The following is a 21,114-nucleotide window of genomic DNA, read 5'->3' on the forward strand; positions in this document are numbered from 1 at the left end:
CTCTAAAGTGCACTCGACATTGCCGTGACTCGCCAAATGACACGTCAAGCACGCGACCTCCCGTTTCGTTTTGCCCACTGGGAAGCGGGTTAAAATCTGGATCAAAAACAGGAGTTATAGTACTGTTTTTGGCAGTCGGGGCGGTTGGGGAGATACTGCCTCGCTATCGCAAGCAACGTATTCAGGAGGATGAAATGACCGTTCGGAGAAATGGTTTTGTCGTTGCGCTTGCCGCGCTCTTGATTGGAACTTGCAAATTGGCCTTTGCCGCCGGCGGCGGCACCGTGTTGACAGACCCTGGCGCAATGGAGGGAAAGCACTTTCACCCAAAGGGCAAAATGCCCTCGCAATTCACAATCGACTTCCAGAATGCGCAGCGTAAGACGCTTCCGTTCGATGATAAGCGTGACTTCGAGGAAGCCAAGAAGGGCTTCATCGCGGCTCCGTCCTACAAGCAGATTATGGCCGAGGCTGGCAATGTGGCTTGGGATATGGAGAGCTACGAGTTCCTGCTGCAGGGCAGGGATTTCGACAGCATTCACCCCTCGCTGCAGCGTCAAGCTATCCTGAACATGGCGTACGGTCTTTATGAAGTCGTACCAGACAAGATTTACCAGGTACGCGGCTTCGACCTCGCCAACATAAGCTTCATCAAGGGTGACACCGGCTGGATCGTGTTCGATCCGCTGACGACGAAGGAAACCGCCAAGGCGGCGCTGGAATTCATAAACGAGAAGATTGGAGCACGCCCGGTCGTGGCCGTCGTCTACTCGCATTCTCACGCGGATCACTTCGGCGGCGTGCGCGGCGTTGTCGACGAAGCCGACGTCAGGAGCGGCAAGGCCCAAATCCTTGCACCGGTCGGATTCATGGAGCATGCGGTTGCAGAGAACGTTTACGCCGGCAATGCGATGACCCGGCGCATGTTCTTCCAGTATGGTGTTCTGTTACCGCGCAGCCCATTCGGTCACGTCGATCAGTCGATCGGCAAAAACACGGCCGCCGGCAATGTAGGTCTAATTGAACCCAGCCGTTACATCGAGGATGATTTCGAGGAATTGACGATCGACGGCGTAAGGATGGAGTTCCAGAACACGCCCGGCACCGAAGCACCGGCCGAGATGAACACCTACTTCCCGGATATAAAGGCGTTCTGGGCTGCCGAGAATATTACCGGCACGATCCACAACATTTACACGTTGCGTGGTGCGCTGGTGCGCAATCCATTGGCGTGGTCAAAGCATATCAATACAGCGCTCTACCGCTATGGTCAGGAAGCTGACGTGATGTTCGCGTCACACAGTTGGCCGCGCTGGGGAAATGACCGCATTCAGGAAGTGATGCGCACCCAGCGCGACGTCTATGCGCACCTCAATAATGAGGTCCTGCACCAGGCGAACAATGGGGTGACAATCAACGAGATCCACACCAGCTACAAGCTACCCGATAGTTTGCAGAAACAGTGGGCAGCCCACAGCTATCACGGTTCGGAGGAACACAACAGCCGCGCCGTGATCAACCGTTACCTTGGCTACTGGGATGCCAATCCCGCTACGCTGATTCCGCTATCGCCCCGCGACTCTGCCCCGCTCTATGTCGAGATGATGGGTGGTGCCGGGAAGATAATGGCCAAGGGCAAGGAGTTGCACGATCAGGGTAAGTATCTTGAAGCGATGGAAATCCTCAACAAGCTCGTTTACGCCGAGCCTGCAAACCAGGCAGCCAAGGACCTGCTGGCAGACGTTTACGAGCAGATCGGCTATCAAAAGGAAAGCCCCAGCGTTCGGAACAGCTTTCTTGCGGCTGCCTATGAGCTGCGCTCGGGCGTGCCTGGGGGCGCGTCGCCCAAATCGGGTCCAGACGTGATCCGGGGAATGTCGACTGGGCTGTGGCTCGATTTCCTTGGCATCAGCCTGGATTCCAAGAAGGCGGAGGGGATGCAGTTCACTATCAATCTGCTCACGCCCGACAACGGCGAGAACTACGTCATCGAAATGAGCAATTCAACGCTTACCAACATCAAGGGTCACCTTGCGAAGAACCCGGACCTGACCGTCACGCTCAACCGTTCGGATTTGGAGCAGGTCATGGGTGGTAGGTCGACCTTTGACGAGTTGCTATCATCAGGGAAAGCGAAGTTTGACGGAGACCGGAAATTCTTCGACGACGTAAGGAGCACTCTGAGTGGGTTCCCCCCGGACTTCGAACTGATCCCCGGAACGAAACCCTCCGAAAGCTCCGCGCCTTCGGCGAAGAAGGACCCCTTCGAGGTCGATGGACCGGCCGATACTTCGGGCGGCTGACAATCTCTGCCCTCAGCCCTTCGCATCCTGGCGTCGGGCTGAGGTTTCCTCTTCCGCAGGGCATGTGTCAGCGTCGAACCGTGAAGGCGAGGCCCCTGTTCCATCAAAGTTTAACGACTGGGAAAGCGCACTGGAAAGCACGTGCGGTAACAGTTGATTCAACCATTACTGGTATTTAAAGGAGTGTGGTAGCGGCTCCGACAGTGGCGCGAGGAGGCGAATTGCCGGAGCCGCCTGCGCAGCCGTTGGGGGCTTGACCGCGCCGTCCTATTCTGGGACAGCGCGGTCAACGATTCGTTAAAATTTTCCGGAACTAATTAAGAGCATGCTAATTGAATCGCGGTTTTGCGAGTCAATGCATGCGTCTGAAGTTTGTCCCGCCGATGATGCCCACCTTGGTCGCCAAGCCGCCCCAAGGCGATGACTGGATGCATGAAGCCAAATTCGACGGCTACCGCACCCAAATCATCATCGACGCCGGCAGTGCGCGGATCTTCACCCGCCGCGGACTCGACTGGACCTCCAAATACCGCGATCTGGTTGCGGCGGCGCGAGAGCTGGACGTCGACAATGCCATCATCGACGGCGAAGTCGTCGTTCTGAATGAGGCGGGCCTTTCGGATTTTGCCGCGCTGCGCAAGGCAATCACCAGGCGCCAGCACGACCTCTATTTCGTTCGATCTGCTGCATCTCAACGGCCACGACTTGCGCGACATGGTACTTGAGGATCGGCGGGAAATCCTGGCCGGCCTTATCGGGTCTGATAGCCGCATCCAGTTCAGTGAGACCGAGTCATCGCTGTATCATGGCGACAGTCATCGAGCCCACGATAGGGTGCGTGATGCCATCTTGATACTCGAGCAGATCATAGCTTCAGCCGCGCGAACCCGCCCACAAGGGCGCGCTTGACGATTTCAGCAGGGAAGGAGGTGGCCGGCGCCGCTTGTGGGGGGTAGATTGCCTGTGGGGCGCCCGGCCGGGCGGATTGGGGTCCGCCGCCGTTGATACTACCGAGCTTGGCGATTCAAGTAATTCCGTGATCACGGAATGTCAGGAGGCGGTCGACGACGCTCAGTCCTTTTGCATCGTCACCGTCTTGCCCAGAGCCATCGTTTTCATCTGCCGGGCTTTCTAACCCGGCCAGTTGCCGGTTGGCCATTTCTTTGGCGAGGCCCACCAGAGCATCGATCTCTTGCATCTGGTCCACGTGACCGCCATCGGCGACGCGTTTCCGAATCCTCTTCAGTTGGTCAGAGGTAAGTCGCAACATTTCGGCGATAGACGGCTTCTTGGCCACGCCTGCATCTCCTGCATCTTAACCCTCGAAGACGAGCAACCGTTCCGGCCCGATACGGCAAAGGGCCTTCAATCCGGTCATGAAGTCCGCGCCACAGTTGCGCATGTTAGAGCCGGGAGATGACGCGTCGACATTTGCCGTCGAGCGTTCGCAGTAATGGGTCCAGTCGGCATAACAGCGTCCTGCGCCGGCCCCGCTAACCGCGCGTTCTGGCTTTCGGTTCCGCCGCGCTTTCCGATGGATTTGCAATCAACCTTGCAGATCGCCAATCCCTTACCACCAGCAACTTCTTTTTTCTTGCCAGCAGTTTATCGCGATTTCCATTAGCCGCTCGGCCGTGCTTTGCGGCAATCGCGTAGTCGGCTCTGTTCGTTCGATAGTCTTCGTTTTGCACAGACATGTTTCTATCTCCCGATACAGAATATTAACGCGCCGCCACAGNGTGCTTTGCGGCAATCGCGTAGTCGGCTCTGTTCGTTCGATAGTCTTCGTTTTGCACAGACATGTTTCTATCTCCCGATACAGAATATTAACGCGCCGCCACAGCAAGCAGTTCCGAAAACAGAGTTCAGAACGCATACGAAGAAGGGTAAGGTACGATAACTTTAATCCACCATGTCACGCAGCGGCTTTTTGCGCTTCGGCGGCCTGTACTTCCCGACCAGCCTGACCTTATCGATGTCGACCGTCACCAGCGGTCCCAGATCGACGGTCACCCTGCCGCCTTCCTCGTCGATGCGCGTGATCTCGCCGGTAAGCTCGATCTGCTGCCCCTTCTTCACCTTCGTGTGGTCGATGATCGAATGCGGAAAGTTGTAGCTCGGAATCGAGACGCTCAAGCGGTCCTCAGTGACCCGTCTGCGGACGGTGGCCGTGATCGCCACCAGATCTCCAATCCCAATTCCCCGCGCCATGCCATGAGTCTGGGGCGGCCGGCGTCTTAGTCAAGAGATTGCTAATATAGGTGACCGCTTCATCCAATTGATGGACGAAGCCCATCAAGGGCCGGTGCTATTTTGGATGCATGTCGCGACCTTCCACGAGCCCGCTTGCTATCGCCATCCTCGCGATCAGCGTCAGTTATGCCGAAGCCGCGGACCGTAAGGTCGAAACCGCGACGCTCGGTACGTACGACAATTCGAAGAACCTGCCGGTTTGCACCGCGTCAAGCGAACTCTTCGAAGTCCTCGGTGACAGGTGTTTTCTCGTCAAAGGTTCGATGATCTATGGCGACATCGCCGAGCTGTCCCATATAGTCACTTTTGGTCGGTAGCGCCGGCCAGGGGCTCACGCTATATCGGCTCGATGCCAGCCGATCGCCTTGTAGTCCGCTTCGCCTATCAACGCGGCTGGCAAGTCGTGGATCGCAGCACGATTCTCCAGACGTTCGAAAAGAAAGAAGAGGCGTTCCAGTTCCTGGTGAACCGCGGCGCCCGCGTCTGGTTGGAATGGAGCAGGACCGTCATCGGCCGGGAAAGCACCGCCGTCTGACTTCGCTGCCAGTTTCATGCAGGATACAGTCGGTCGCATCCTGAAGACGCTCCACGGCACCGAGGCCGGGACATGGTTCTGGTCATGTTATGAAGGTGGCGCGAACGGGAGGGTCTTCACAAAGGACGAAGCGGTCTTCGGCGTCGAGCGCGCCTATACCCGCCGTGTCGTCAAAGCTGACTGGCGGTAGGCCGCTGTGTTGAAGCCAGGTGCCCCGCAATGGGTCAATACGTCTGGCACCTCAATTGCATAGTCAGCAATACCGGGCACCCCAATGCACGGCACTCAGGGCCCGTCGCTTCGCAAATGTAGCGGCGGGTCTTGTACATACTGGTCGCTCCCCAGCCTAGGCGCTGCCGTCCGTCTCGCTTTCCTCATCGATCGACCGGACCGGCAGATAGGCGTTGGTTTCCAGCCATTCGCGCAGCACTCTCTGGATGAGATCGGATCTGCTGATTTTCATTTCGGCCGCTACGGAATCTAGTGTGTCCGCGGTCGCCGGCTCCAGGGGTACGCCGGAGACGTTTCTATGTTAAGCCGGAATGTTCCTTGTTCGAGTCCGCTGCCTCACGGCGGCGGGCTTTTTCGTTTGGACGGGAACCTCGTTGGTCATCGCTGGTTGGAGTAGTGGTGGCGGAAGTCCCGGAAGGTGTCCGTTGCCGGCCCAGCCATCTTTGGTCCGTGCCCCCATTTGGTGCGTGCCAACGCACCGGAGTTTAGACATGACGGAAAACATCCCCGAAAAGAAAGCTCGCCAAGGCGGATTGGGCCGCCACGGTTTTACGATCCTGATAGCAGCACTGCTCCTGACCGCAATCGCTTGGGGCATTGCTGAGCTATACGGTGAGCAAGCAAAGACACCGGCTACGGAACAGGGTGGGTCGCCGGCGTCTACAGGCCGGGATGCCGCTTCCGGCGATCCGTAAAATCCCAAACCCACAACATAAACGTCGATCCAGTCGATCAGACCCCTAAGGTCGATAAGAACTCTACCTCGCCGGGGGTGGCGGAAAACCTGAGCCTGGGCAAAAAATAGTTTTGCGACCCCAAAAAGCGTTTTGCGGTGCCCCGGCGGTGCCCCAGACCTTTTCGAGGCAAGGGGCCCCAGAGGGGGCGTTTACTAATGATCTGAAAATATTAAAGAATTTTTGGTGGAGCCAATCGGAATCGAACCGACGACCTCTTGAATGCCATTCAAGCGCTCTCCCAACTGAGCTATGGCCCCACTCCGGCAGTCTACCGGCGCCGTTGCCGGCGAAGAGATCCGGCGCGGGTTGAGACCGCGCCGTTAGTGCAGCGGCTTCTAACCCCGCCTTCCGTCAATATCAAGCCTTCAAGAGCCGCTTTTTATTGAGACGCCGCGAAAGTCGGCAGGCGCTTGCGCCAGAGGCCCGATCAGACTTCGTCGTCGTCGTCGCCGACGCCGATCATGTCGGCGACATCGTCGTCTTCTTCCTCTTCGTCGGCGAGGAAAGTATCGTCATCCTCGTCACCGAGGTCCACATCGTCCTCGTCATCGCCGAGATCGGGAAGATCGTCGGCTTTCGCATCCTCGTCCGCCTCTTCGAGCGAGACGACCTCGACGCCCTCTTCCTCCTCGGAGTCCACTTCCTTCTCGGCAACTTCCTCTTCCTCCTCGAGGGCGGCGATCTTGCCTTCCTCGAAATAGGAACGCGGGTAGCTCTTGCCGGTATAGGGCGAGACGATCGGATCCTTGTTCAGGTCGTAGAATTTTTGACCCGTCTCGGGGTCGATGCGTTTGGTGCCAAGTTCGGGTTTTGCCACTGCAAGCCTCGTCGATGAAAGTTTGGTCCCCATAACCACAGTTTGCGGCGCTGTCAAAGCCTAAAGCCAGCGTCATAAATCGCCGCGTTGAGCGACCTCTTGCAAGGGGATGACCATTTCCGTCCGCCGTGATACGAGACCGCCCAAACCAAAAGAAAAAGGCCGGCCACCGGCATTTTCACGCAGGGAAAAGCCATGTCGCATACTGCCGCCCCGAAACCGGCCACCGCCCGCAAATCGTCAGCGCTTTCAGGCGCGGCGCGGGTGCCCGGCGACAAGTCGATCTCGCACCGCTCGTTCATGTTCGGCGGCCTCGCCTCCGGCGAGACCCGCATCACCGGTCTGCTGGAAGGCGAGGACGTGATGCGCACGGGCGCCGCGATGAAGGCAATGGGCGCGCATATAGAAAAGCTCGGCACTGAGTGGGTGATCCGCGGCACCGGCAACGGGGCGCTGCTGCAGCCGGAAGGCCCGCTCGATTTCGGCAATGCCGGTACCGGCTCGCGCCTCACCATGGGCCTGGTCGGCACCTACGACATGGAGACGACCTTCATCGGCGACGCTTCGCTGTCCGGCCGGCCGATGGGCCGCGTGCTTGAGCCGCTGCGCCAGATGGGCGTGCAGGTGCTGAAGGCGACGCCCGGCGACCGCATGCCGATCACGCTGCACGGGCCCAAGCACGCCGCACCCATCACCTACCGCGTGCCGATGGCCTCGGCGCAGGTGAAGTCGGCGGTGCTGCTCGCCGGGCTGAACACGCCCGGCGTCACCACCGTCATCGAGCCGGCAATGACGCGCGACCACACCGAAAAGATGCTGAAGGGATTCGGCGCCAATCTGTCGGTCGAGACCGACGAGCGCGGCGTGCGCCACATTTTCATCGAGGGCCAGGGCAAGCTCACCGGCCAGACGATCGCTGTGCCGGGCGACCCGTCCTCGGCCGGCTTTCCGCTGGTGGCGGCGCTGATCGTGCCGGGCTCAGACATTACAATTGAAAACGTGCTGATGAACCCGACCCGGACCGGGTTGCTTTTGACGCTGCAGGAAATGGGCGCCCGGATCGACATTGTCGACCCGCGCAATGAAGGCGGCGAAGATGTCGCCGATCTGCGGGTGCGCTATTCCGAGCTGAAGGGGGTCACCGTGCCGCCTGAACGGGCGCCGACGATGATCGACGAATATCCGGTGCTTGCTGTCGCCGCCAGCTTCGCCGAGGGCGAGACGCTGATGCAGGGACTGGAAGAGCTGCGTGTGAAAGAATCCGACCGGCTGTCGGCAGTGGCCGAAGGACTGAAGCTCAACGGCGTCGACTGTACCGAGGGCGAGGCCTCGTTGGCGGTGCGCGGGAAACCCGGCGGCAAGGGGCTCGGCCGGCACCCCAATGGACACAACATCGTCGTCCAGACCCATCTCGACCACCGCATCGCCATGAGCTTTCTGGTCATGGGGCTGGCAACGGAAAAGCCTGTGACCATCGATGACCAGGCGATGATCGCGACCAGCTTTCCGGAGTTCATGGGGCTGATGAAGGGGCTGGGCGCGGAGATTGAGTGACATGGCAGTCGCAAACCTTGGAAATTGGCCCCCAACACCTCTGCCTTCGTCATCCTGGGGCGGAGCAAGGAGCGAAGCGACGCGGCGCAGACCCCAGGATCCATGCCGTGACATCAGAGCGCCGCAGCGATGCTGAATTCTGGTTGGCAGCACTCTTTGGCTGATATCACGGCATGGATCCCAGGGTCTTCGCTCCGCTACGTGTTCGCTGCGCCCTGGGATGACGAAGGCGCGAGGGCTTGTTGCCGGGCGGACAAAGCGTTGAGCCGTCAATGACACACGTCTTCACCATCGCCATTGACGGCCCCGCGGGCGCAGGCAAAGGCACCCTTGCCCGCCGGGTCGCCGACCACTACCGGCTGAACCTGCTCGACACCGGCCTCACCTATCGCGCTGTGGCCAATGCGCTGCTTCGGCTCGGTCTGCCGCTTGACAATGTCTCAGCCGCCGAGACCGCTGCCCGCCAGGTCGACCTGGCCAAGCTCGACCGGTCGGTGCTGTCGGCGCATGCGGTCGGCGAGGCGGCTTCGAAAGTGGCGGTGTTCCCTTCGGTGCGGCGCATACTGGTCGAAAAGCAGCGCGAATTCGCCAAGGCGCCGCCGGGCGCCGTGCTCGACGGCCGCGACATCGGCACCGTCGTCTGTCCCGACGCCGACATCAAGCTCTATGTGACGGCCAGCGCCGAAGTGCGGGCAGAGCGGCGGCTGGCCGAGATCGAGAGCATCGGGGGCACCGCCGATTTCAACGAGATCCTCGCCGATATCCTGCGCCGGGACGAGCGCGACATGGGTCGCGCCGACTCGCCGCTGAAGCCTGCCGCCGACGCGCACTTGCTCGACACCTCGGAAATGGCTATAGAAGCCGCGTTCCTGGCGGCCAAGGCGATCATCGACGACGTTCTGGCCAAGAGAAACAAAGCCTGAGCTGGGTTTTCCTTCCGCTGCCGATTGCCGGCGGCGAAAAGATATCCATATCGGGCGCGAACCAGCCTGCCAGCATTTTTCATGCGCCGGAATTGCCGCTTAGGCGGCCAAGGGCTTTTCTGAAGCCCGGAACGCCGGCAGGCCAACGCAACGCTAACCCACGGCGCCCGTCCCGCTTGAGATGCGGGGCATTCCAGGAGAAACTATGTCAGTTGCAAACCCTACTCGCGATGATTTCGCGAGCCTGCTCGAAGAATCATTTTCCGCCGGCCATTCCGGCGAAGGCCAAGTCGTCAAGGGCACGATCACCGCGATCGAAAAGGACATGGCTATCATCGACGTCGGCCTCAAGGTCGAAGGCCGCGTGCCGCTGAAGGAATTCGGCGTCAAGGGCAAGGACTCGACGCTCAAGGTCGGGGACACGGTCGAGGTCTATGTCGAGCGCATCGAGAACGCGCTTGGCGAAGCGATGCTTTCCCGTGAAAAGGCCCGCCGCGAAGAGAGCTGGGTCCGTCTCGAAGAGAAGTTCACCAAGGGTGAGCGCGTCGAAGGCGTCATCTTCAACCAGGTCAAGGGCGGCTTCACCGTCGATCTCGACGGCGCCGTGGCCTTCCTGCCGCGCAGCCAGGTCGACATCCGCCCGATTCGCGACGTCTCGCCGCTGATGCACAATCCGCAGCCTTTCGAGATCCTCAAGATGGATCGCCGCCGCGGCAACATCGTGGTGTCGCGCCGTACCGTGCTCGAGGAAAGCCGCGCCGAACAGCGTTCGGAAATCGTGCAGAACCTCGAAGAAGGCCAGGTGGTCGAAGGCGTCGTCAAGAACATCACCGATTATGGTGCGTTCGTCGACCTCGGCGGCATCGACGGCCTGCTGCATGTCACCGACATGGCATGGCGCCGCGTCAACCATCCGACCGAAATCCTCAACATCGGCCAGACGGTCAAGGTGCAGATCATCCGCATCAACCAGGAAACCCACCGCATCTCGCTCGGCATGAAGCAGCTCGAGAGCGATCCGTGGTCCGAGATCGGAACGAAATTCCCGATAGGCAAGAAGATCAAGGGCACCGTCACCAACATCACCGACTACGGCGCATTCGTCGAGCTGGAGCCGGGCATCGAGGGCCTCATCCACGTTTCGGAAATGTCGTGGACGAAGAAGAACGTCCATCCCGGCAAGATCCTGTCGACGACGCAGGAAGTCGATGTGGTGGTGCTCGAGGTCGATCCGGCCAAGCGCCGCATTTCACTCGGCCTCAAGCAGACGCTCGAGAACCCGTGGCAGGCTTTCGCCAGCAGCCATCCGGTCGGCAGCCAGGTCGAGGGCGAGGTCAAGAACAAGACCGAATTCGGCCTGTTCATCGGCCTCGAAGGCGATGTCGACGGCATGGTCCATCTTTCCGACCTCGACTGGACCCGTCCGGGCGAGCAGGTGATCGAGGAGTACAATCGCGGCGACATCGTCAAGGCGCAGGTGCTCGACGTCGACATCGACAAGGAGCGCATCTCGCTCGGCATCAAACAGCTGGCCAAGGACACGGCCGGCGAGGCGGCGACTTCAGGCGAACTGCGCAAGAACGCGGTCGTCACCTGCGAGGTCACCGGCGTCAAGGATGGCGGTCTGGAAGTGCGGCTCGTCGAGAGCGGCATCGAGACCTTCATCAAGCGCTCCGACCTCAGCCGCGACCGCGACGAGCAGCGCCCAGAGCGCTTCACGGTCGGCCAGAAGGTCGACGCCCGCGTCATCGCCTTCGACAAGAAGACCCGCAAGCTGCAGGTCTCGATCAAGGCGCTGGAAATCGCCGAGGAGAAGGAAGCGGTCGCCCAGTACGGCTCGACCGATTCCGGCGCTTCGCTGGGCGACATCCTGGGTGCCGCGCTGAAGAAGCAGGGCAGCTAAAGATTGGTTGCTGCCGCATTTCGGTGCGGCTGTGACGAAAAACCCCGCCGGAGCGATCCGGCGGGGTTTTCTTTGGTCGACGACCTGCTGTGTCAGGCCCTGCCGTAAAGCGGCACCAGCGTGCCGCTCATCGCCAGATTGGCCGGCGAAGCGAGATAGGCAATGGCCTCAGCGGCCGCTTCGAGGCTGACCCATTTGCTGAAATCGGCGGCCGGCATGTCTGCCCTGGTGGCCGGCGTGTCGAGCGTCGAGGGCGCGACCGCGTTGACCAGGATTCCCTTGCCCTTGAGTTCTTCCGCCATCGCCACCGTCATTGCCGCGACCGCCGCCTTGCTGGCGCCGTAGGCGACCATGCCGGAACCGCGCCGAAGGTCGAGCCCGGCGCGCGCCGTGACATTGACGATGCGCCCCGACACTGAAGACTCCAGCATCGAGCGGATCGCCGCGCGGCAGCACAGGAAGGTGGTACGGGCGTTGGTATCCATCATTTCGGCAAAGGACGCGGGCTCGATCTTCTCGACCGGCGCAGCGGTGAAACCGCCGGCCAGATGGATGGATGCCCACAAATCGGTAACGCTGGCATAGAACGCATCGACCTTAGCGGGATCGGCGAGATCGACATTGTGCGCCAGCCTGACGCGCTCATGTGCCGGGAAGGGAAAATGCGCGGGCGCGGCAGCATGGGCATTGGGCACATGGCAGACCGCACCCTGCTCCAGCAGTTTGCCGACAACCGCGCCACCGAGCGCTCCTGTGCCGCCGGTCACCACAACATGCCTGCCGTCCAGTGTATCCGTCATCTTCGACCGCTCCAGTCACTCATATGCCGCGCCGCCGCCGAAGGTCGCGCCTTTCGCGCGATCACTCAACCGAAATCTCGATGACACAGTGTCGTTTACGCGCCTCAAGCCGGCGGCCATCCGACGAGGATCGCATCCCCAAGCAGACTCTGCCACAGCACTCAATCGACAGGGATCTCGATAACATACGGCAGTCCGGTCGCCCGCGCGCGCTGGAGTGCGTCCGCCAGATGACCGATGCCGGCAAGCCGCTCGGCGGCAATGCCATAGGCCTCGGCCAGCTTGCAGAAATCAGGCGGCGCCGGCGAGACGCCGACCGGCTCGACGCCGACATCGAGCATCGAGGTTTCGATTTCGCGATAGCCGCGATTGTTCCAGACGACGAAGATCACCGGCGCCGAGGCGTCGAGCGCGGCGCCCAGTTCCGGCAGCGTGAACTGGAAACCACCGTCGCCGGTGAGACAAACGACCGGCGCATCAGGCACGGCAAGGGCCGCACCGATCGCCGCCGGCGGACCATAGCCGAGCGCGCCGAAGCCGGTGGCAGCGTTGAACCAACTGCCCGGTCGATCGTGATCGTAATAGAGGTTGGCGGCATAGACCGGCTGGGTCGAATCGCCGACGATAATCGAGCCTGGCAACGCATCGCGGATCGCCTCGACGGCTCGTGTTTGCGCCTGGAGGCTCGGGCTGATTTCGGCGAAGGCCGCTTGCCTCGTTGCAGCGGCGCGAGCCGGACCGTCGTCCGATGGCGGCTGGCCCTTGCCGATTTCGGCAAGCAGCGCCTCGAGTGCTACGCCGCAATCGGCCTGGATCGAAATCCGGGCCGGCCGGCGGGCAAGCTGGTCGGCGCCGATGTCGATGCGGATCAGATTGGTCGGCAGGACAAAGCCGCCGTCGCTATACCCATCATAGTCGGTCGGGCCGAATTCGGTGCCGGCGGCAATGACCAGATCGGCCTCGGCCATCAGCGCACGCACCGCCTTCAGACTCGGGCTCGCCGGCACGCCAAGCGGATGGCGATGCAGCAGGCCGCGGGCATTGGCCGTCTGGACAACCGGCGCTCCCATCCTTTCGGCGAGACGCTTCAGTGGCGCTTCGGCTCTCTTGGCGCCGCCGCCGGCGAGGATCAGCGGGCGGCGGGCAGCCGCGCAAAGCCTTGCCGCCTCTGCTATCGCCGCCGCATCCGGTTCGGGCGGCGCGACATTGGTCAGCAAAGCTGCGATGCCGTCGGCCGGCTTGACCATGATGTCGGTCGGGATCTCGATATGGACCGGACCGGGGCGCGATGACGAAAACAGGGCGAAGGCGCGGGCAAGCACGCCCGGCAGTTCGTCGGCGTCGGTGACACGGTGCGAGAAGAGCGCCACCTTCTCCATCATGCCACGCTGGTCGGGGAGTTCGTGCAGATGGCCGAGGCCCTTGCCCAGCGTCGGCGTGGCATTGACGCCTGAGATCACCAGCATCGGAACCGAATCGGCGCGGGCCTGGCCCATGGCGGTTATGGTGTTGGTTAGTCCCGGTCCGGTGATGACGAAGACGACGCCAGGCTTGCCGCTGGCGCGCGCATAACCGTCGGCCATGAAGCCGGCGCCCTGCTCATGACGCGGGGTGACGTGGCGGATTTTCGAGCGCGCCAGCCCGCGATAGAGTTCGACAGTATGCACACCCGGTATGCCGAAGACCGTGTCGACGTCATGGGCTTCGAGCAAAGTGATGAGCGCTTCGCCGACTGTCGTCATTGTCTGAGCACCGGACGTGTGAGGCAAGTCGGTCCGCCCTCGCAGGCAATGCACAGCGCGTCCGCCTCGAAGGTTGAAACCCTGCAGCCGGCGGCCGCCATGGCCGCCGCCGTCTTCGGGAAGCCGGCAACGGCGATCACCTCGCGCGGCGCGGTCGGCAGCACATTGAGGCTGAGACCGTTGGAGGCGAAGAACTCCTCGGCGTCGCCCTCGACCAGGCGAATGCCGCGCGCCCGCAGCATCTGGTAGAAGGCAGCCGGCAAAAGCGGTGCATAGACCAGCGCCAGATCGTCGGCGAGCGGACTGATCACCGACATCAGATGCAGGCAGGCCTCCTCGCCATGCCAGAGCGGCAGGTCGTAACCATAGACCTGGATACCCTTGGGTGTTAGCAGGTTGGCGAGTTGCTGGATGCCATCCTGGTTGGTGCGCACGCCGCGGCCGACGGCCAGCGTCCGAGAATCCACCCAGACGCAGTCGCCGCCCTCGACTTGGCCGGGATGCTCGATGCGGCCGAGGATGGGCACGCCCATGCGCTTGTAGGCCGCCTCGTGCAGGCCGGGCTCAGCCAGGCGCAACGCCTTGCCCATGGCAAGAATGATGGCGCCGTGGTCGGTCATCAGTGAAGGATCGTGTGTGAAGACGGAATCGGCAAGCCCGTCATCGGCGTCGGTCAGCCATTCGATCTCGGCGCCGGATGCCAGAACCAGCGTCGTCAGCGCCTGATGCTGGGCGGCGGCCTTTTGCGGATCGAAGCCAGGACCATAGTGCCATTCCGATGCTTTGGCGCGAGGCATGGCGCTTGCGGCGGACCGCATCAGCACGCGCTGCAGGGGCCCGGCCATGGACTGCGACCCGTATGCTTTACCCACCAAGTGCTCCTGAAACATCCCATTCAGCCAATAGCCACTCAGCGAGCCGCGATCAATGGTCCAAAAAAGCATGGTTGACGGAGGCAAGCGGAACGGTCCATCTTGAGAATGAGAAGTCTGTCCAGTGATGGTAATGGGTAAAAAATTCCAGCAGCGATGGGTCCAGCCGCTTCGTGAGGCACCCCAAAGGTGATAGCGCAAGGCACGGCCCCCGCCCTGAAGTACACGGCGCAGAACGACGCCGCCGAAGCCATCCATGTCGAGAACCTGCATAAAAGATTCGGCGAACTGCATGTGCTGAAGGGTGTTTCGCTGTCGGCGCGCGACGGCGAAGTCATCGCCATCATCGGTGGCAGCGGCTCGGGCAAGTCGACCCTGCTGCGCTGCATCAATTGCCTGGAGAACCCAACCAGCGGAATCGTCCGCGTCAATGGCGAGGAGATCCGGATGAAGGCGGACAGTCACGGCCACACCGTTCCCGCCGACCGCAAGCAGATCGAGCGCATCCGCTCCAAGCTCGGCATGGTCTTTCAGAATTTCAATTTGTGGAGCCACATGACGCTGATCGAGAACGTAATCGAGGTTCCGGTGCATGTTCTCGGCGTCAAGCGCGACGTGGCCATCGCCGAGGCCGAAAAGCTGCTCGCCCGCGTCGGGCTGGCCGAAAAGCGCGATGTCTATCCGGCCTATCTGTCGGGCGGCCAGCAGCAGCGCGCGGCCATCGCCCGGGCGCTGGCCATCAATCCGCGCGTCATGCTGTTCGACGAGCCGACCTCGGCGCTCGACCCGGAACTGATCGGCGAGGTGCTGAAGGTGATCGGCGATCTGGCGCGCGAGGGCCGCACCATGGTGCTGGTGACCCACGAGATGAAGTTCGCCCGCGAAGTCGCGACGCATGTCGTCTATCTTTACAACGGGTTGGTCGAGGAAGAAGGGCCGCCGGAGCAGATCTTCGGTGCGCCCAAATCCGAAAGGCTGAAGCAGTTTCTGCGCAATGTTGGATGACTTGCGAGAAAAGCAGACGGGAACGTCAAACCAAAAAACGGGAGAAATGAAAAAATGAAACCTTTTCTCAAAACGGCGCTCGCGGCCACGCTGATCGCGTTGTCGGGCGCATTTTCGGCAAGCGCCGAACAGATCAAGGTGGGTTTTTCGCCTGAAGCCTATCCGCCGTTTTACTCGCAGGATGCTTCCGGCAACTGGGGTGGCTGGGAAGTAGACATCGTCAACGCCATCTGCAGCGAAGCCAAGCTGGATTGCGTATTGACGCCAATCCCGTGGGACGGCCTTATCCCGGCGCTTAAAACCAAGAAGATCGACGCGATTATGAATTCGATGTCCATTACCGACGAACGCAAGAAGGAAATCGATTTTTCGGAGAAATACTACAATACGCCGACTGCGGTGATCGGCGCCAAGGATCAGAAATTCGATGCGACGCCAGAGGGGCTGAAAGCCAAGATTATCGGCGTTCAGGCGTCCACGGTGCACGCTGCTTACGCCAAAAAGCACTTCACCGATGCTGCCGAGATCAAAGAATACCAGACGCAGGACGAGGCAAATCAGGATCTCGCCGCCGGCCGGATCGATGCCACTCAGGCCGATTCGATCGCGCTCGACGCATTTTTGAAGTCGGATCAAGGCAAAGCGTGCTGCGACCTCAAAGGTTATGTCGCACCGGACCTTGAAGTGCTCGGGCCTGGCGTCGGCGCCGGCGTACGTCAAGGCGACACCGAGCTCAAGGACAAGCTCAATGCCGCAATCAAGGCCATCCGCGCCAATGGCAAGTATGCCGAAATCACCAAGAAGTACTTCGACTTCGACATCTACGGCGAAGAGTCGCAGTCCAACTGACGGCAGCGGCATCAAGCCGGGCATGCCTAGCCGCCATCGTCGCGATGGCACGTCCGGCTTGATACATCATTGGCGCCTCAACCCGGAAGCCCAGGGGACATAAGCTGAGCGACGTTCTCGCCACCATCTTCGGAGCCAGTTCGCTGGAATTGCTTTCCTTCCAGCCGCCGAACGGCAGGGGTCTCAGCCTTCTGCATGGGTTGGCAAACTCCGTCGGAATTGCTTTCGGCTCCTTTGGAGTCGGTCTCGTGATCGGCGTCGGCGGCGCTTATGGCAAGCTCTATGGCGGGCCGGTGGTCCGTGACCTGCTGGAAGTCTACACCACCGTGGTCCGCGCCGTGCCCGAACTGGTGCTGATCCTGCTGCTTTATTTCGCTGGTACCGACCTCATCAACCAGTTGCTCACCGCGCTCGGCCATGCCGCAATCGATATCAACGGTGTTGTCGCCGGAATAGGCGTGCTCGGGGTCGTGCAGGGCGCCTACTCTACCGAAGTCTTGCGCGGCGCGATTCTCGGCATTCCGCAGGGCCAGATCGAAGCCGCGCGGGCGTATGGAATGCCCCCCGGCCTGCTTCTCAGGCGTATCACGCTACCTGCGATGCTCCCCTTCGCCATCCCAGGGCTGGCAAATCTGTGGCTGATCGCCACCAAAGACACCGCGCTTCTCGCGATCGTCGGGGTCAATGAACTGACGCAAACCACACGGACGGCAGCCGGCGCGACGAAGGCTTATTTCACCTTCTTCATGGCGGCGGGCGCGCTCTATCTCGTTCTGACCCTCGTCTCCAACGTCGTCATCGGGCGTGTTGAGCGCTGGGCGCGACGCGGCATGCCTTCGATCGCGGGACCTCACTGATGGCGGCTGCCGAAACCCCGGTCATTAACGCCGCCGCCCGAGCTTCGCTCTGGATGCGGCCACATCGGATAGCGCTGGTCCTGATCGCGCTGGTTATCATATTGGCGTCGATTTTCCTCATGCGCTGGGATTGGCTGCCCACCTATCTGCCGCTGGCTTTGCAGGGCATATGGCGGACCATATGGCTGCTGGTGGTGACGTCGGCTCTGGGCATCGCGCTCGCTATCCCCCTCGGCCTCGCGCAGGTGATCGGCCCGCCGATTCTGAGCGTTCCCGCCAAGGTGTTCTGCACGGTTATTCGTGGTACGCCGCTGCTGCTCCAACTCTGGCTGCTCTACTTCGGACTCGGTTCGCTGTTTCCACAATTTCCGTGGATACGCGAGTCGTTCCTCTGGCCCATTCTCAGGCAGGCATGGCCCTATGCAGTTCTTTCGCTGACGATTTCCTATGCTGGCTACGAAGGCGAAGTAATGCGTGGCGCCTTCGCAGGCGTACCGAAAGGTCAACTCGAGGCGGCCCGAGCTTTCGGCATGAGCCGTTGGAAAATGTTCAGGCGAGTATGGCTTCCGCAGGCGATCCACCGGGCGCTGCCGACGCTGGCCGGCGAAACCGTTCTCCAGCTGAAGGCAACACCGCTGGTGGCGACCATAACCATGGTCGACATCTATGCCGTAGCCTCGAGGGTGCGCCAGGATCTGTTCGTCACCTACGAACCCTTGCTGCTTCTGGCGTTGGTCTATATGGCCATCACCGGTATCCTGGTCTTCGGCTTCCGCCGGCTCGAGGCGCGGATTCCAAACCGGCTCGGCTGACATCGAGACAGTTTCACGAATTCAGGACTTACGAAATGCAACTCAGTCTCGACCAAGCGACAGGGCTGTGCCGGATGGCGGCGCTCGGCGCCGGCGCCAATGAAGAAGCGGCGCAGTCGCTTGCAGCCTCCATCGTAGCGGCCGAGGCGGAAGGGCTGTCGACGGTCGGGTTGTCGCATTTCATCGACTATCTCGAAGCGCTGGAGGCCGGCCGCATCGACGGCAAGGCCGAGCCGGTCATCACTAGGCCGGCCTTGGCGGTCTATCTCTCTGACGCGAGAGGCGGTCTGGCGCATACCGGCTTCGACCGCACCATCGACGATCTCGCCAAGGCGGCGCGCCTGTTCGGCGTCGCTATCTTTTCGCAGAAGAACGCCTATACATGCGGCGCACTCGGTTATTTCACCGGGCGGCTGGCCGCGCTGGGACTGGTGTCCTTCGCCGCGACGAACGGGCCCGCCGTGCTTGCCGGCTCGGGCTCAGTCAAGCCGGTCTACTGCACCAACCCGATGTCCTTCGCCGCGCCCGCCGCCGACGGAGCGCCGCTGGTGATCGATCAGTCGTCGAGCGCCACTGCCTTCGTCAACATCCGCAAGGCGGCCGAGGACGGCAAGAAAATTCCCGAAGGCTGGGCCTTGGACGTCAGCGGCAACCCGACCACCGATCCCGCCGCAGCCATGAAAGGCGCGATGCTTGCCTTCGGCGGCCAGCGCGGCGCCAACATCGCGCTGATGGTCGAAGTGCTGGCGGCTGGCCTGTCGGGCGCCAACTGGTCGCTCGATGCGCCATGGTTCAGCGGCGGACCGGACAGTCCCGGAACCGGCCTCTTCGTGCTGGCCGTCGAGCCTAAGCTGCTCGATCCGGATTTCGAGAAACGCATGAAGGACCAGCTCGAACGGTTGCGCCGCCGCTACGGCGTGCATGTGCCCGGCCGTGCCCGGGCCGAAGCGGCGGAGAAGGCGGCAGCACGGGGCATAACGGCTCCGAAAGCCGTGGTGCAGCGCATCTCCGAATTCGCCGCCCGGTATTCTTCCTAAAAAGTTTGTCTGCGATTTTTTCGCCGCCGTTGAACCTTTTTGCGCGGTGGCGCGACCAATGCCTGTCCGGGGTGGGGTTTGCCCGGGCGGTGACATCCGGTCGAATGTCCCGGGCTGGGGCGGGCGTCTCACGCCGTCCTGATACCGTCTCAGGCCAGGCCGCCTCGTCGGACCCTGACTCCGACCTTGGAAGTCACCCCGAAAACCCCGCTTCGGCGGGGTTTTCTGCGTTCTCTCGCATCTGGTCAGTTAACACGCTTTTCTAGTCAACTTTTGTTCATTTGACTTTGACTGAGGTGGTCGGGTGTTTGCGCGAAGCAGCAAAAGAGGAGCCCCAATGTCCGCAAGCACCGAGAATTCCAGAAGAAGCCTTTTCGTCCCAGCCCTTGGCAGCCTTTATGCGGCGCTGCACACCACCTCTGAAACCATCCTGCGTGCCGTAGCCGGCATCTTCCTCACCATTCATGGTTCGCAGAAGATCACCGATCCGTTTGGCGCCGCCGAGATGGTCGAGGGCCTCGGCTTCTATCCGGGCGCATTTTGGTCCCTGCTCTTGGCATGCACCGAGTTCTTCGGAGGCATTTTCATCGCCATAGGTCTCTTGACCCGACCGGCCGCCTTCGCCGGAATGTTCGTGCTTCTGGTCACCGTCTGGTTCCATTGGGTCACTATGGGCGAGGGCTTTTCGGGCGCCGAAAAATCACTGCTGTGGGCGGCGATCCTGTTCTTCTTCGTCATTCGCGGCGGCAACCGCCAATCGGTCGACGCACGCATCGGCAGGGCGTTCTGACGCGGTCGAAACAAGGTCTCCGGCGACTTATCGTCGCCCTTTGCCTTTGGCGCGAAACGGACTAAGAAACGGCTTCAGTCAAGCACCAGTAAATCTGGAAACTGCGCCGGAGCCAGCAATGACCGAAATCCTGCAGACCCCAAAGCTCGTCGTCGTGTTCGGCGGTTCCGGCTTTGTCGGCCGTCACGTCGTGCGGGCGCTGGCCAGGCGCGGCTACCGCATAAGGGTCGCCTGCCGCCGGCCCGATCTCGCCGGCCATTTGCAGCCGCTCGGCAATGTCGGCCAGATCCAGCCGGTGCAGGCCAATGTTCGCGTGCGCTGGTCGGTCGACCGCGCCGTGCAAGACGCCGATCATGTCGTCAATCTGGTGGCCATCCTGCATGAGAGCGGCCGGCAGAAATTCACCTCCGTCCACGAATTCGGCGCACGCGCCGTCGCCGAAGCGGCGCGCGCCGTCGGCGCTGGCCTCACCCATATCTCGGCTCTGGGCGCCGATCTGAACGCGCAATCGGACTACGCGCGCACCAAGGCGCTCGGCGAAAAAGCGGTCCTGGAAACGATCAGCGATGCCGTCATCTTGCGGCCGTCGATCAATTTCGGGCCGGAGGACAGTTTCTTCAACCGGTTCGCCAATATGGCGCGCTATTCGCCGGTCCTGCCGCTGATCGGCGGTGGGCAGACCAAATTCCAGCCGGTCTATGTCGGCGATGTCGCCGAAGCGGTGGCGCGCTCGGTCGACGGCAAAGTCCAGGGCGGCCGGATCTATGAGCTTGGCGGGCCGCAGGTGCTCACCTTCAAGCAATGCATGCAGGAAATGCTTGCCATGATCGACCGCAAGCGACTTCTGGTGTCGGTGCCTTGGTGGGTGGCGAACATGCAGGCATCGATTCTCGGGCTTTTGCCCAATCCACTGCTGACTAAGGATCAGGTCCTGCAATTGCGCGAGCACAACATCGTGTCGGAAGCGGCCACCAGGGAAAACAGGACGCTCGCCGGTCTCGATATCCAGCCACATTCGATCGGCAGCATCCTGCCCAGCTATCTCTGGCGTTACCGGGCCGCGGGCCAGTTCCAGCGCAAGACGGCGGCCTAGC

Annotated in this window: 24 protein-coding genes and 1 tRNA gene; 15 read left to right on the forward strand and 10 right to left on the reverse strand. The window is 61.4% G+C overall.

Annotation, left to right across the window (positions count from 1 at the left end; genetic code table 11):
• Nucleotides 1–194: 194 nt before the first annotated feature.
• Together CIT31_RS02685 and CIT31_RS02690 are read left to right on the forward strand one after the other, a co-directional pair.
• Nucleotides 195–2,303 carry an alkyl/aryl-sulfatase gene (locus CIT31_RS02685; protein WP_206073321.1) on the forward strand — a complete coding sequence of 703 codons (2,109 nt, stop codon included), beginning with the start codon at nucleotides 195–197 and terminating at the stop codon, nucleotides 2,301–2,303.
• A 359-nt stretch (nucleotides 2,304–2,662) separates the two neighbouring features.
• Nucleotides 2,663–3,028 (forward strand): ATP-dependent DNA ligase, encoded by a 366-nt coding sequence (locus CIT31_RS02690; RefSeq protein WP_425350553.1) that lies wholly within the window; start codon nucleotides 2,663–2,665, stop codon nucleotides 3,026–3,028.
• A gap of 299 nt (nucleotides 3,029–3,327) precedes the next feature.
• Here CIT31_RS02690 and CIT31_RS02695 read toward each other — a convergent pair whose 3' ends face one another.
• From CIT31_RS02695 to CIT31_RS02705, 3 genes are all read right to left on the reverse strand, one after another.
• Nucleotides 3,328–3,600, reverse strand: a complete 273-nt coding sequence (locus CIT31_RS02695; RefSeq protein WP_095517354.1) for a hypothetical protein — start codon at nucleotides 3,598–3,600, stop codon at nucleotides 3,328–3,330.
• A gap of 196 nt (nucleotides 3,601–3,796) precedes the next feature.
• Nucleotides 3,797–4,000, reverse strand: coding sequence for a hypothetical protein (locus CIT31_RS02700; protein WP_095517355.1), 204 nt, complete (start codon nucleotides 3,998–4,000; stop codon nucleotides 3,797–3,799).
• 205 nt (nucleotides 4,001–4,205) lie between these two features.
• Nucleotides 4,206–4,484 (reverse strand): hypothetical protein, encoded by a 279-nt coding sequence (locus tag CIT31_RS02705; protein WP_425350554.1) that lies wholly within the window; start codon nucleotides 4,482–4,484, stop codon nucleotides 4,206–4,208.
• A 140-nt stretch (nucleotides 4,485–4,624) separates the two neighbouring features.
• Here CIT31_RS02705 and CIT31_RS02710 point away from each other — a divergent pair, with 140 nt between their 5' ends.
• On the forward strand, nucleotides 4,625–4,873 hold the full coding sequence (locus tag CIT31_RS02710; RefSeq protein WP_095517357.1) for a hypothetical protein: 249 nt from the start codon (nucleotides 4,625–4,627) through the stop codon (nucleotides 4,871–4,873).
• A 14-nt stretch (nucleotides 4,874–4,887) separates the two neighbouring features.
• Here CIT31_RS02710 and CIT31_RS34890 read toward each other — a convergent pair whose 3' ends face one another.
• On the reverse strand, nucleotides 4,888–5,109 hold the full coding sequence (locus CIT31_RS34890) for a hypothetical protein (RefSeq protein ID WP_245316095.1): 222 nt from the start codon (nucleotides 5,107–5,109) through the stop codon (nucleotides 4,888–4,890).
• On the opposite strand from CIT31_RS34890, the gene CIT31_RS34895 reads away from it, so the two are divergent.
• Nucleotides 5,108–5,281: a hypothetical protein gene (locus CIT31_RS34895; protein WP_245316096.1), complete on the forward strand. Its 174-nt coding sequence runs from the start codon at nucleotides 5,108–5,110 to the stop codon at nucleotides 5,279–5,281. The genes CIT31_RS34890 and CIT31_RS34895 overlap by 2 nt on opposite strands.
• Before the next feature lie 156 nt (nucleotides 5,282–5,437).
• Here the strand turns inward: CIT31_RS34895 and CIT31_RS35665 are convergent, their stop codons facing one another.
• Nucleotides 5,438–5,599, reverse strand: a complete 162-nt coding sequence (locus CIT31_RS35665) for a ribbon-helix-helix protein, CopG family (RefSeq protein WP_095517358.1) — start codon at nucleotides 5,597–5,599, stop codon at nucleotides 5,438–5,440.
• A 214-nt stretch (nucleotides 5,600–5,813) separates the two neighbouring features.
• On the opposite strand from CIT31_RS35665, the gene CIT31_RS02725 reads away from it, so the two are divergent.
• Nucleotides 5,814–6,017 carry a hypothetical protein gene (locus CIT31_RS02725; RefSeq protein WP_095517359.1) on the forward strand — a complete coding sequence of 68 codons (204 nt, stop codon included), beginning with the start codon at nucleotides 5,814–5,816 and terminating at the stop codon, nucleotides 6,015–6,017.
• A gap of 223 nt (nucleotides 6,018–6,240) precedes the next feature.
• Here the strand turns inward: CIT31_RS02725 and CIT31_RS02730 are convergent.
• Together CIT31_RS02730 and CIT31_RS02735 are read right to left on the reverse strand one after the other, a co-directional pair.
• A tRNA-Ala gene (locus CIT31_RS02730) sits at nucleotides 6,241–6,316 on the reverse strand.
• Between the two features lie 170 nt (nucleotides 6,317–6,486).
• On the reverse strand, nucleotides 6,487–6,876 hold the full coding sequence (locus tag CIT31_RS02735; protein ID WP_095517696.1) for a TIGR02300 family protein: 390 nt from the start codon (nucleotides 6,874–6,876) through the stop codon (nucleotides 6,487–6,489).
• Between the two features lie 195 nt (nucleotides 6,877–7,071).
• Here CIT31_RS02735 and aroA point away from each other — a divergent pair, with 195 nt between their 5' ends.
• The 3 genes from aroA (at nucleotide 7,072) to rpsA (ending at nucleotide 11,256) form a co-directional block, all read left to right on the forward strand.
• Nucleotides 7,072–8,430: a 3-phosphoshikimate 1-carboxyvinyltransferase gene (aroA, locus tag CIT31_RS02740; RefSeq protein WP_095517360.1), complete on the forward strand. Its 1,359-nt coding sequence runs from the start codon at nucleotides 7,072–7,074 to the stop codon at nucleotides 8,428–8,430.
• Nucleotides 8,431–8,702: 272 nt separating this feature from the next.
• Nucleotides 8,703–9,353, forward strand: a complete 651-nt coding sequence (gene cmk, locus CIT31_RS02745; RefSeq protein WP_095517361.1) for a (d)CMP kinase — start codon at nucleotides 8,703–8,705, stop codon at nucleotides 9,351–9,353.
• A 205-nt stretch (nucleotides 9,354–9,558) separates the two neighbouring features.
• A complete protein-coding gene (gene rpsA / locus CIT31_RS02750; protein WP_029347639.1) occupies nucleotides 9,559–11,256 on the forward strand; it encodes a 30S ribosomal protein S1 in 1,698 nt (565 codons plus the stop codon).
• Nucleotides 11,257–11,348: 92 nt separating this feature from the next.
• On the opposite strand, the gene CIT31_RS02755 is transcribed toward rpsA, so the two are convergent.
• The 3 genes from CIT31_RS02755 to CIT31_RS02765 form a co-directional block, all read right to left on the reverse strand.
• Complete coding sequence (locus CIT31_RS02755; RefSeq protein ID WP_029347638.1) at nucleotides 11,349–12,056, reverse strand: SDR family NAD(P)-dependent oxidoreductase; 708 nt, start codon at nucleotides 12,054–12,056, stop codon at nucleotides 11,349–11,351.
• 161 nt (nucleotides 12,057–12,217) lie between these two features.
• On the reverse strand, nucleotides 12,218–13,798 hold the full coding sequence (locus tag CIT31_RS02760; protein WP_095517362.1) for a 5-guanidino-2-oxopentanoate decarboxylase: 1,581 nt from the start codon (nucleotides 13,796–13,798) through the stop codon (nucleotides 12,218–12,220).
• Entirely contained in the window at nucleotides 13,795–14,643 is an 849-nt protein-coding gene (locus CIT31_RS02765; protein ID WP_065006161.1) for a dimethylarginine dimethylaminohydrolase family protein, read from the reverse strand. The genes CIT31_RS02760 and CIT31_RS02765 overlap by 4 nt, the downstream gene beginning before the upstream one ends.
• A 219-nt stretch (nucleotides 14,644–14,862) precedes the next feature.
• Between CIT31_RS02765 and CIT31_RS02770 the strand changes: the two genes are divergently transcribed.
• From CIT31_RS02770 to CIT31_RS02800, 7 genes are all read left to right on the forward strand, one after another.
• Complete coding sequence (locus tag CIT31_RS02770; RefSeq protein ID WP_095517697.1) at nucleotides 14,863–15,675, forward strand: ABC transporter ATP-binding protein; 813 nt, start codon at nucleotides 14,863–14,865, stop codon at nucleotides 15,673–15,675.
• Between the two features lie 54 nt (nucleotides 15,676–15,729).
• Nucleotides 15,730–16,524 (forward strand): transporter substrate-binding domain-containing protein, encoded by a 795-nt coding sequence (locus CIT31_RS02775; protein WP_095517363.1) that lies wholly within the window; start codon nucleotides 15,730–15,732, stop codon nucleotides 16,522–16,524.
• Between the two features lie 191 nt (nucleotides 16,525–16,715).
• The gene (locus CIT31_RS02780) at nucleotides 16,716–17,381 is read left to right on the forward strand and encodes an ABC transporter permease (protein ID WP_206073329.1); all 666 of its coding nucleotides are present in this window, start codon (nucleotides 16,716–16,718) and stop codon (nucleotides 17,379–17,381) included.
• Entirely contained in the window at nucleotides 17,381–18,193 is an 813-nt protein-coding gene (locus tag CIT31_RS02785; RefSeq protein ID WP_095517365.1) for an ABC transporter permease, read from the forward strand. Before CIT31_RS02780 ends, CIT31_RS02785 begins: the two co-directional genes overlap by 1 nt.
• A gap of 35 nt (nucleotides 18,194–18,228) precedes the next feature.
• On the forward strand, nucleotides 18,229–19,230 hold the full coding sequence (locus CIT31_RS02790; protein WP_095517366.1) for an Ldh family oxidoreductase: 1,002 nt from the start codon (nucleotides 18,229–18,231) through the stop codon (nucleotides 19,228–19,230).
• A 337-nt stretch (nucleotides 19,231–19,567) separates the two neighbouring features.
• The gene (locus tag CIT31_RS02795) at nucleotides 19,568–20,020 is read left to right on the forward strand and encodes a DoxX family protein (protein WP_095517367.1); all 453 of its coding nucleotides are present in this window, start codon (nucleotides 19,568–19,570) and stop codon (nucleotides 20,018–20,020) included.
• A gap of 118 nt (nucleotides 20,021–20,138) precedes the next feature.
• Nucleotides 20,139–21,113, forward strand: a complete 975-nt coding sequence (locus CIT31_RS02800; RefSeq protein ID WP_095517368.1) for a complex I NDUFA9 subunit family protein — start codon at nucleotides 20,139–20,141, stop codon at nucleotides 21,111–21,113.
• Nucleotide 21,114: the final 1 nt, after the last annotated feature.

It is taken from the genome of Mesorhizobium wenxiniae, from assembly GCF_002284535.1.
In the GTDB taxonomy this organism is placed as follows: domain Bacteria; phylum Pseudomonadota; class Alphaproteobacteria; order Rhizobiales; family Rhizobiaceae; genus Mesorhizobium; species Mesorhizobium wenxiniae.

Coding starts and splice junctions, on each gene's coding strand:
- CIT31_RS02685 (WP_206073321.1), top strand. CDS start 195: ATGACCGTTCGGAGAAATGGTTTTGTCGTTGCGCTTGCCGCGCTCTTG.
- CIT31_RS02690 (WP_425350553.1), top strand. CDS start 2,663: ATGCGTCTGAAGTTTGTCCCGCCGATGATGCCCACCTTGGTCGCCAAG.
- CIT31_RS02700 (WP_095517355.1), bottom strand. CDS start 4,000: ATGTCTGTGCAAAACGAAGACTATCGAACGAACAGAGCCGACTACGCG.
- CIT31_RS02710 (WP_095517357.1), top strand. CDS start 4,625: ATGTCGCGACCTTCCACGAGCCCGCTTGCTATCGCCATCCTCGCGATC.
- CIT31_RS34895 (WP_245316096.1), top strand. CDS start 5,108: ATGCAGGATACAGTCGGTCGCATCCTGAAGACGCTCCACGGCACCGAG.
- CIT31_RS34890 (WP_245316095.1), bottom strand. CDS start 5,109: ATGAAACTGGCAGCGAAGTCAGACGGCGGTGCTTTCCCGGCCGATGAC.
- CIT31_RS02725 (WP_095517359.1), top strand. CDS start 5,814: ATGACGGAAAACATCCCCGAAAAGAAAGCTCGCCAAGGCGGATTGGGC.
- aroA (WP_095517360.1), top strand. CDS start 7,072: ATGTCGCATACTGCCGCCCCGAAACCGGCCACCGCCCGCAAATCGTCA.
- cmk (WP_095517361.1), top strand. CDS start 8,703: ATGACACACGTCTTCACCATCGCCATTGACGGCCCCGCGGGCGCAGGC.
- rpsA (WP_029347639.1), top strand. CDS start 9,559: ATGTCAGTTGCAAACCCTACTCGCGATGATTTCGCGAGCCTGCTCGAA.
- CIT31_RS02755 (WP_029347638.1), bottom strand. CDS start 12,056: ATGACGGATACACTGGACGGCAGGCATGTTGTGGTGACCGGCGGCACA.
- CIT31_RS02760 (WP_095517362.1), bottom strand. CDS start 13,798: ATGACGACAGTCGGCGAAGCGCTCATCACTTTGCTCGAAGCCCATGAC.
- CIT31_RS02765 (WP_065006161.1), bottom strand. CDS start 14,643: ATGGCCGGGCCCCTGCAGCGCGTGCTGATGCGGTCCGCCGCAAGCGCC.
- CIT31_RS02775 (WP_095517363.1), top strand. CDS start 15,730: ATGAAACCTTTTCTCAAAACGGCGCTCGCGGCCACGCTGATCGCGTTG.
- CIT31_RS02785 (WP_095517365.1), top strand. CDS start 17,381: ATGGCGGCTGCCGAAACCCCGGTCATTAACGCCGCCGCCCGAGCTTCG.
- CIT31_RS02790 (WP_095517366.1), top strand. CDS start 18,229: ATGCAACTCAGTCTCGACCAAGCGACAGGGCTGTGCCGGATGGCGGCG.
- CIT31_RS02795 (WP_095517367.1), top strand. CDS start 19,568: ATGTCCGCAAGCACCGAGAATTCCAGAAGAAGCCTTTTCGTCCCAGCC.
- CIT31_RS02800 (WP_095517368.1), top strand. CDS start 20,139: ATGACCGAAATCCTGCAGACCCCAAAGCTCGTCGTCGTGTTCGGCGGT.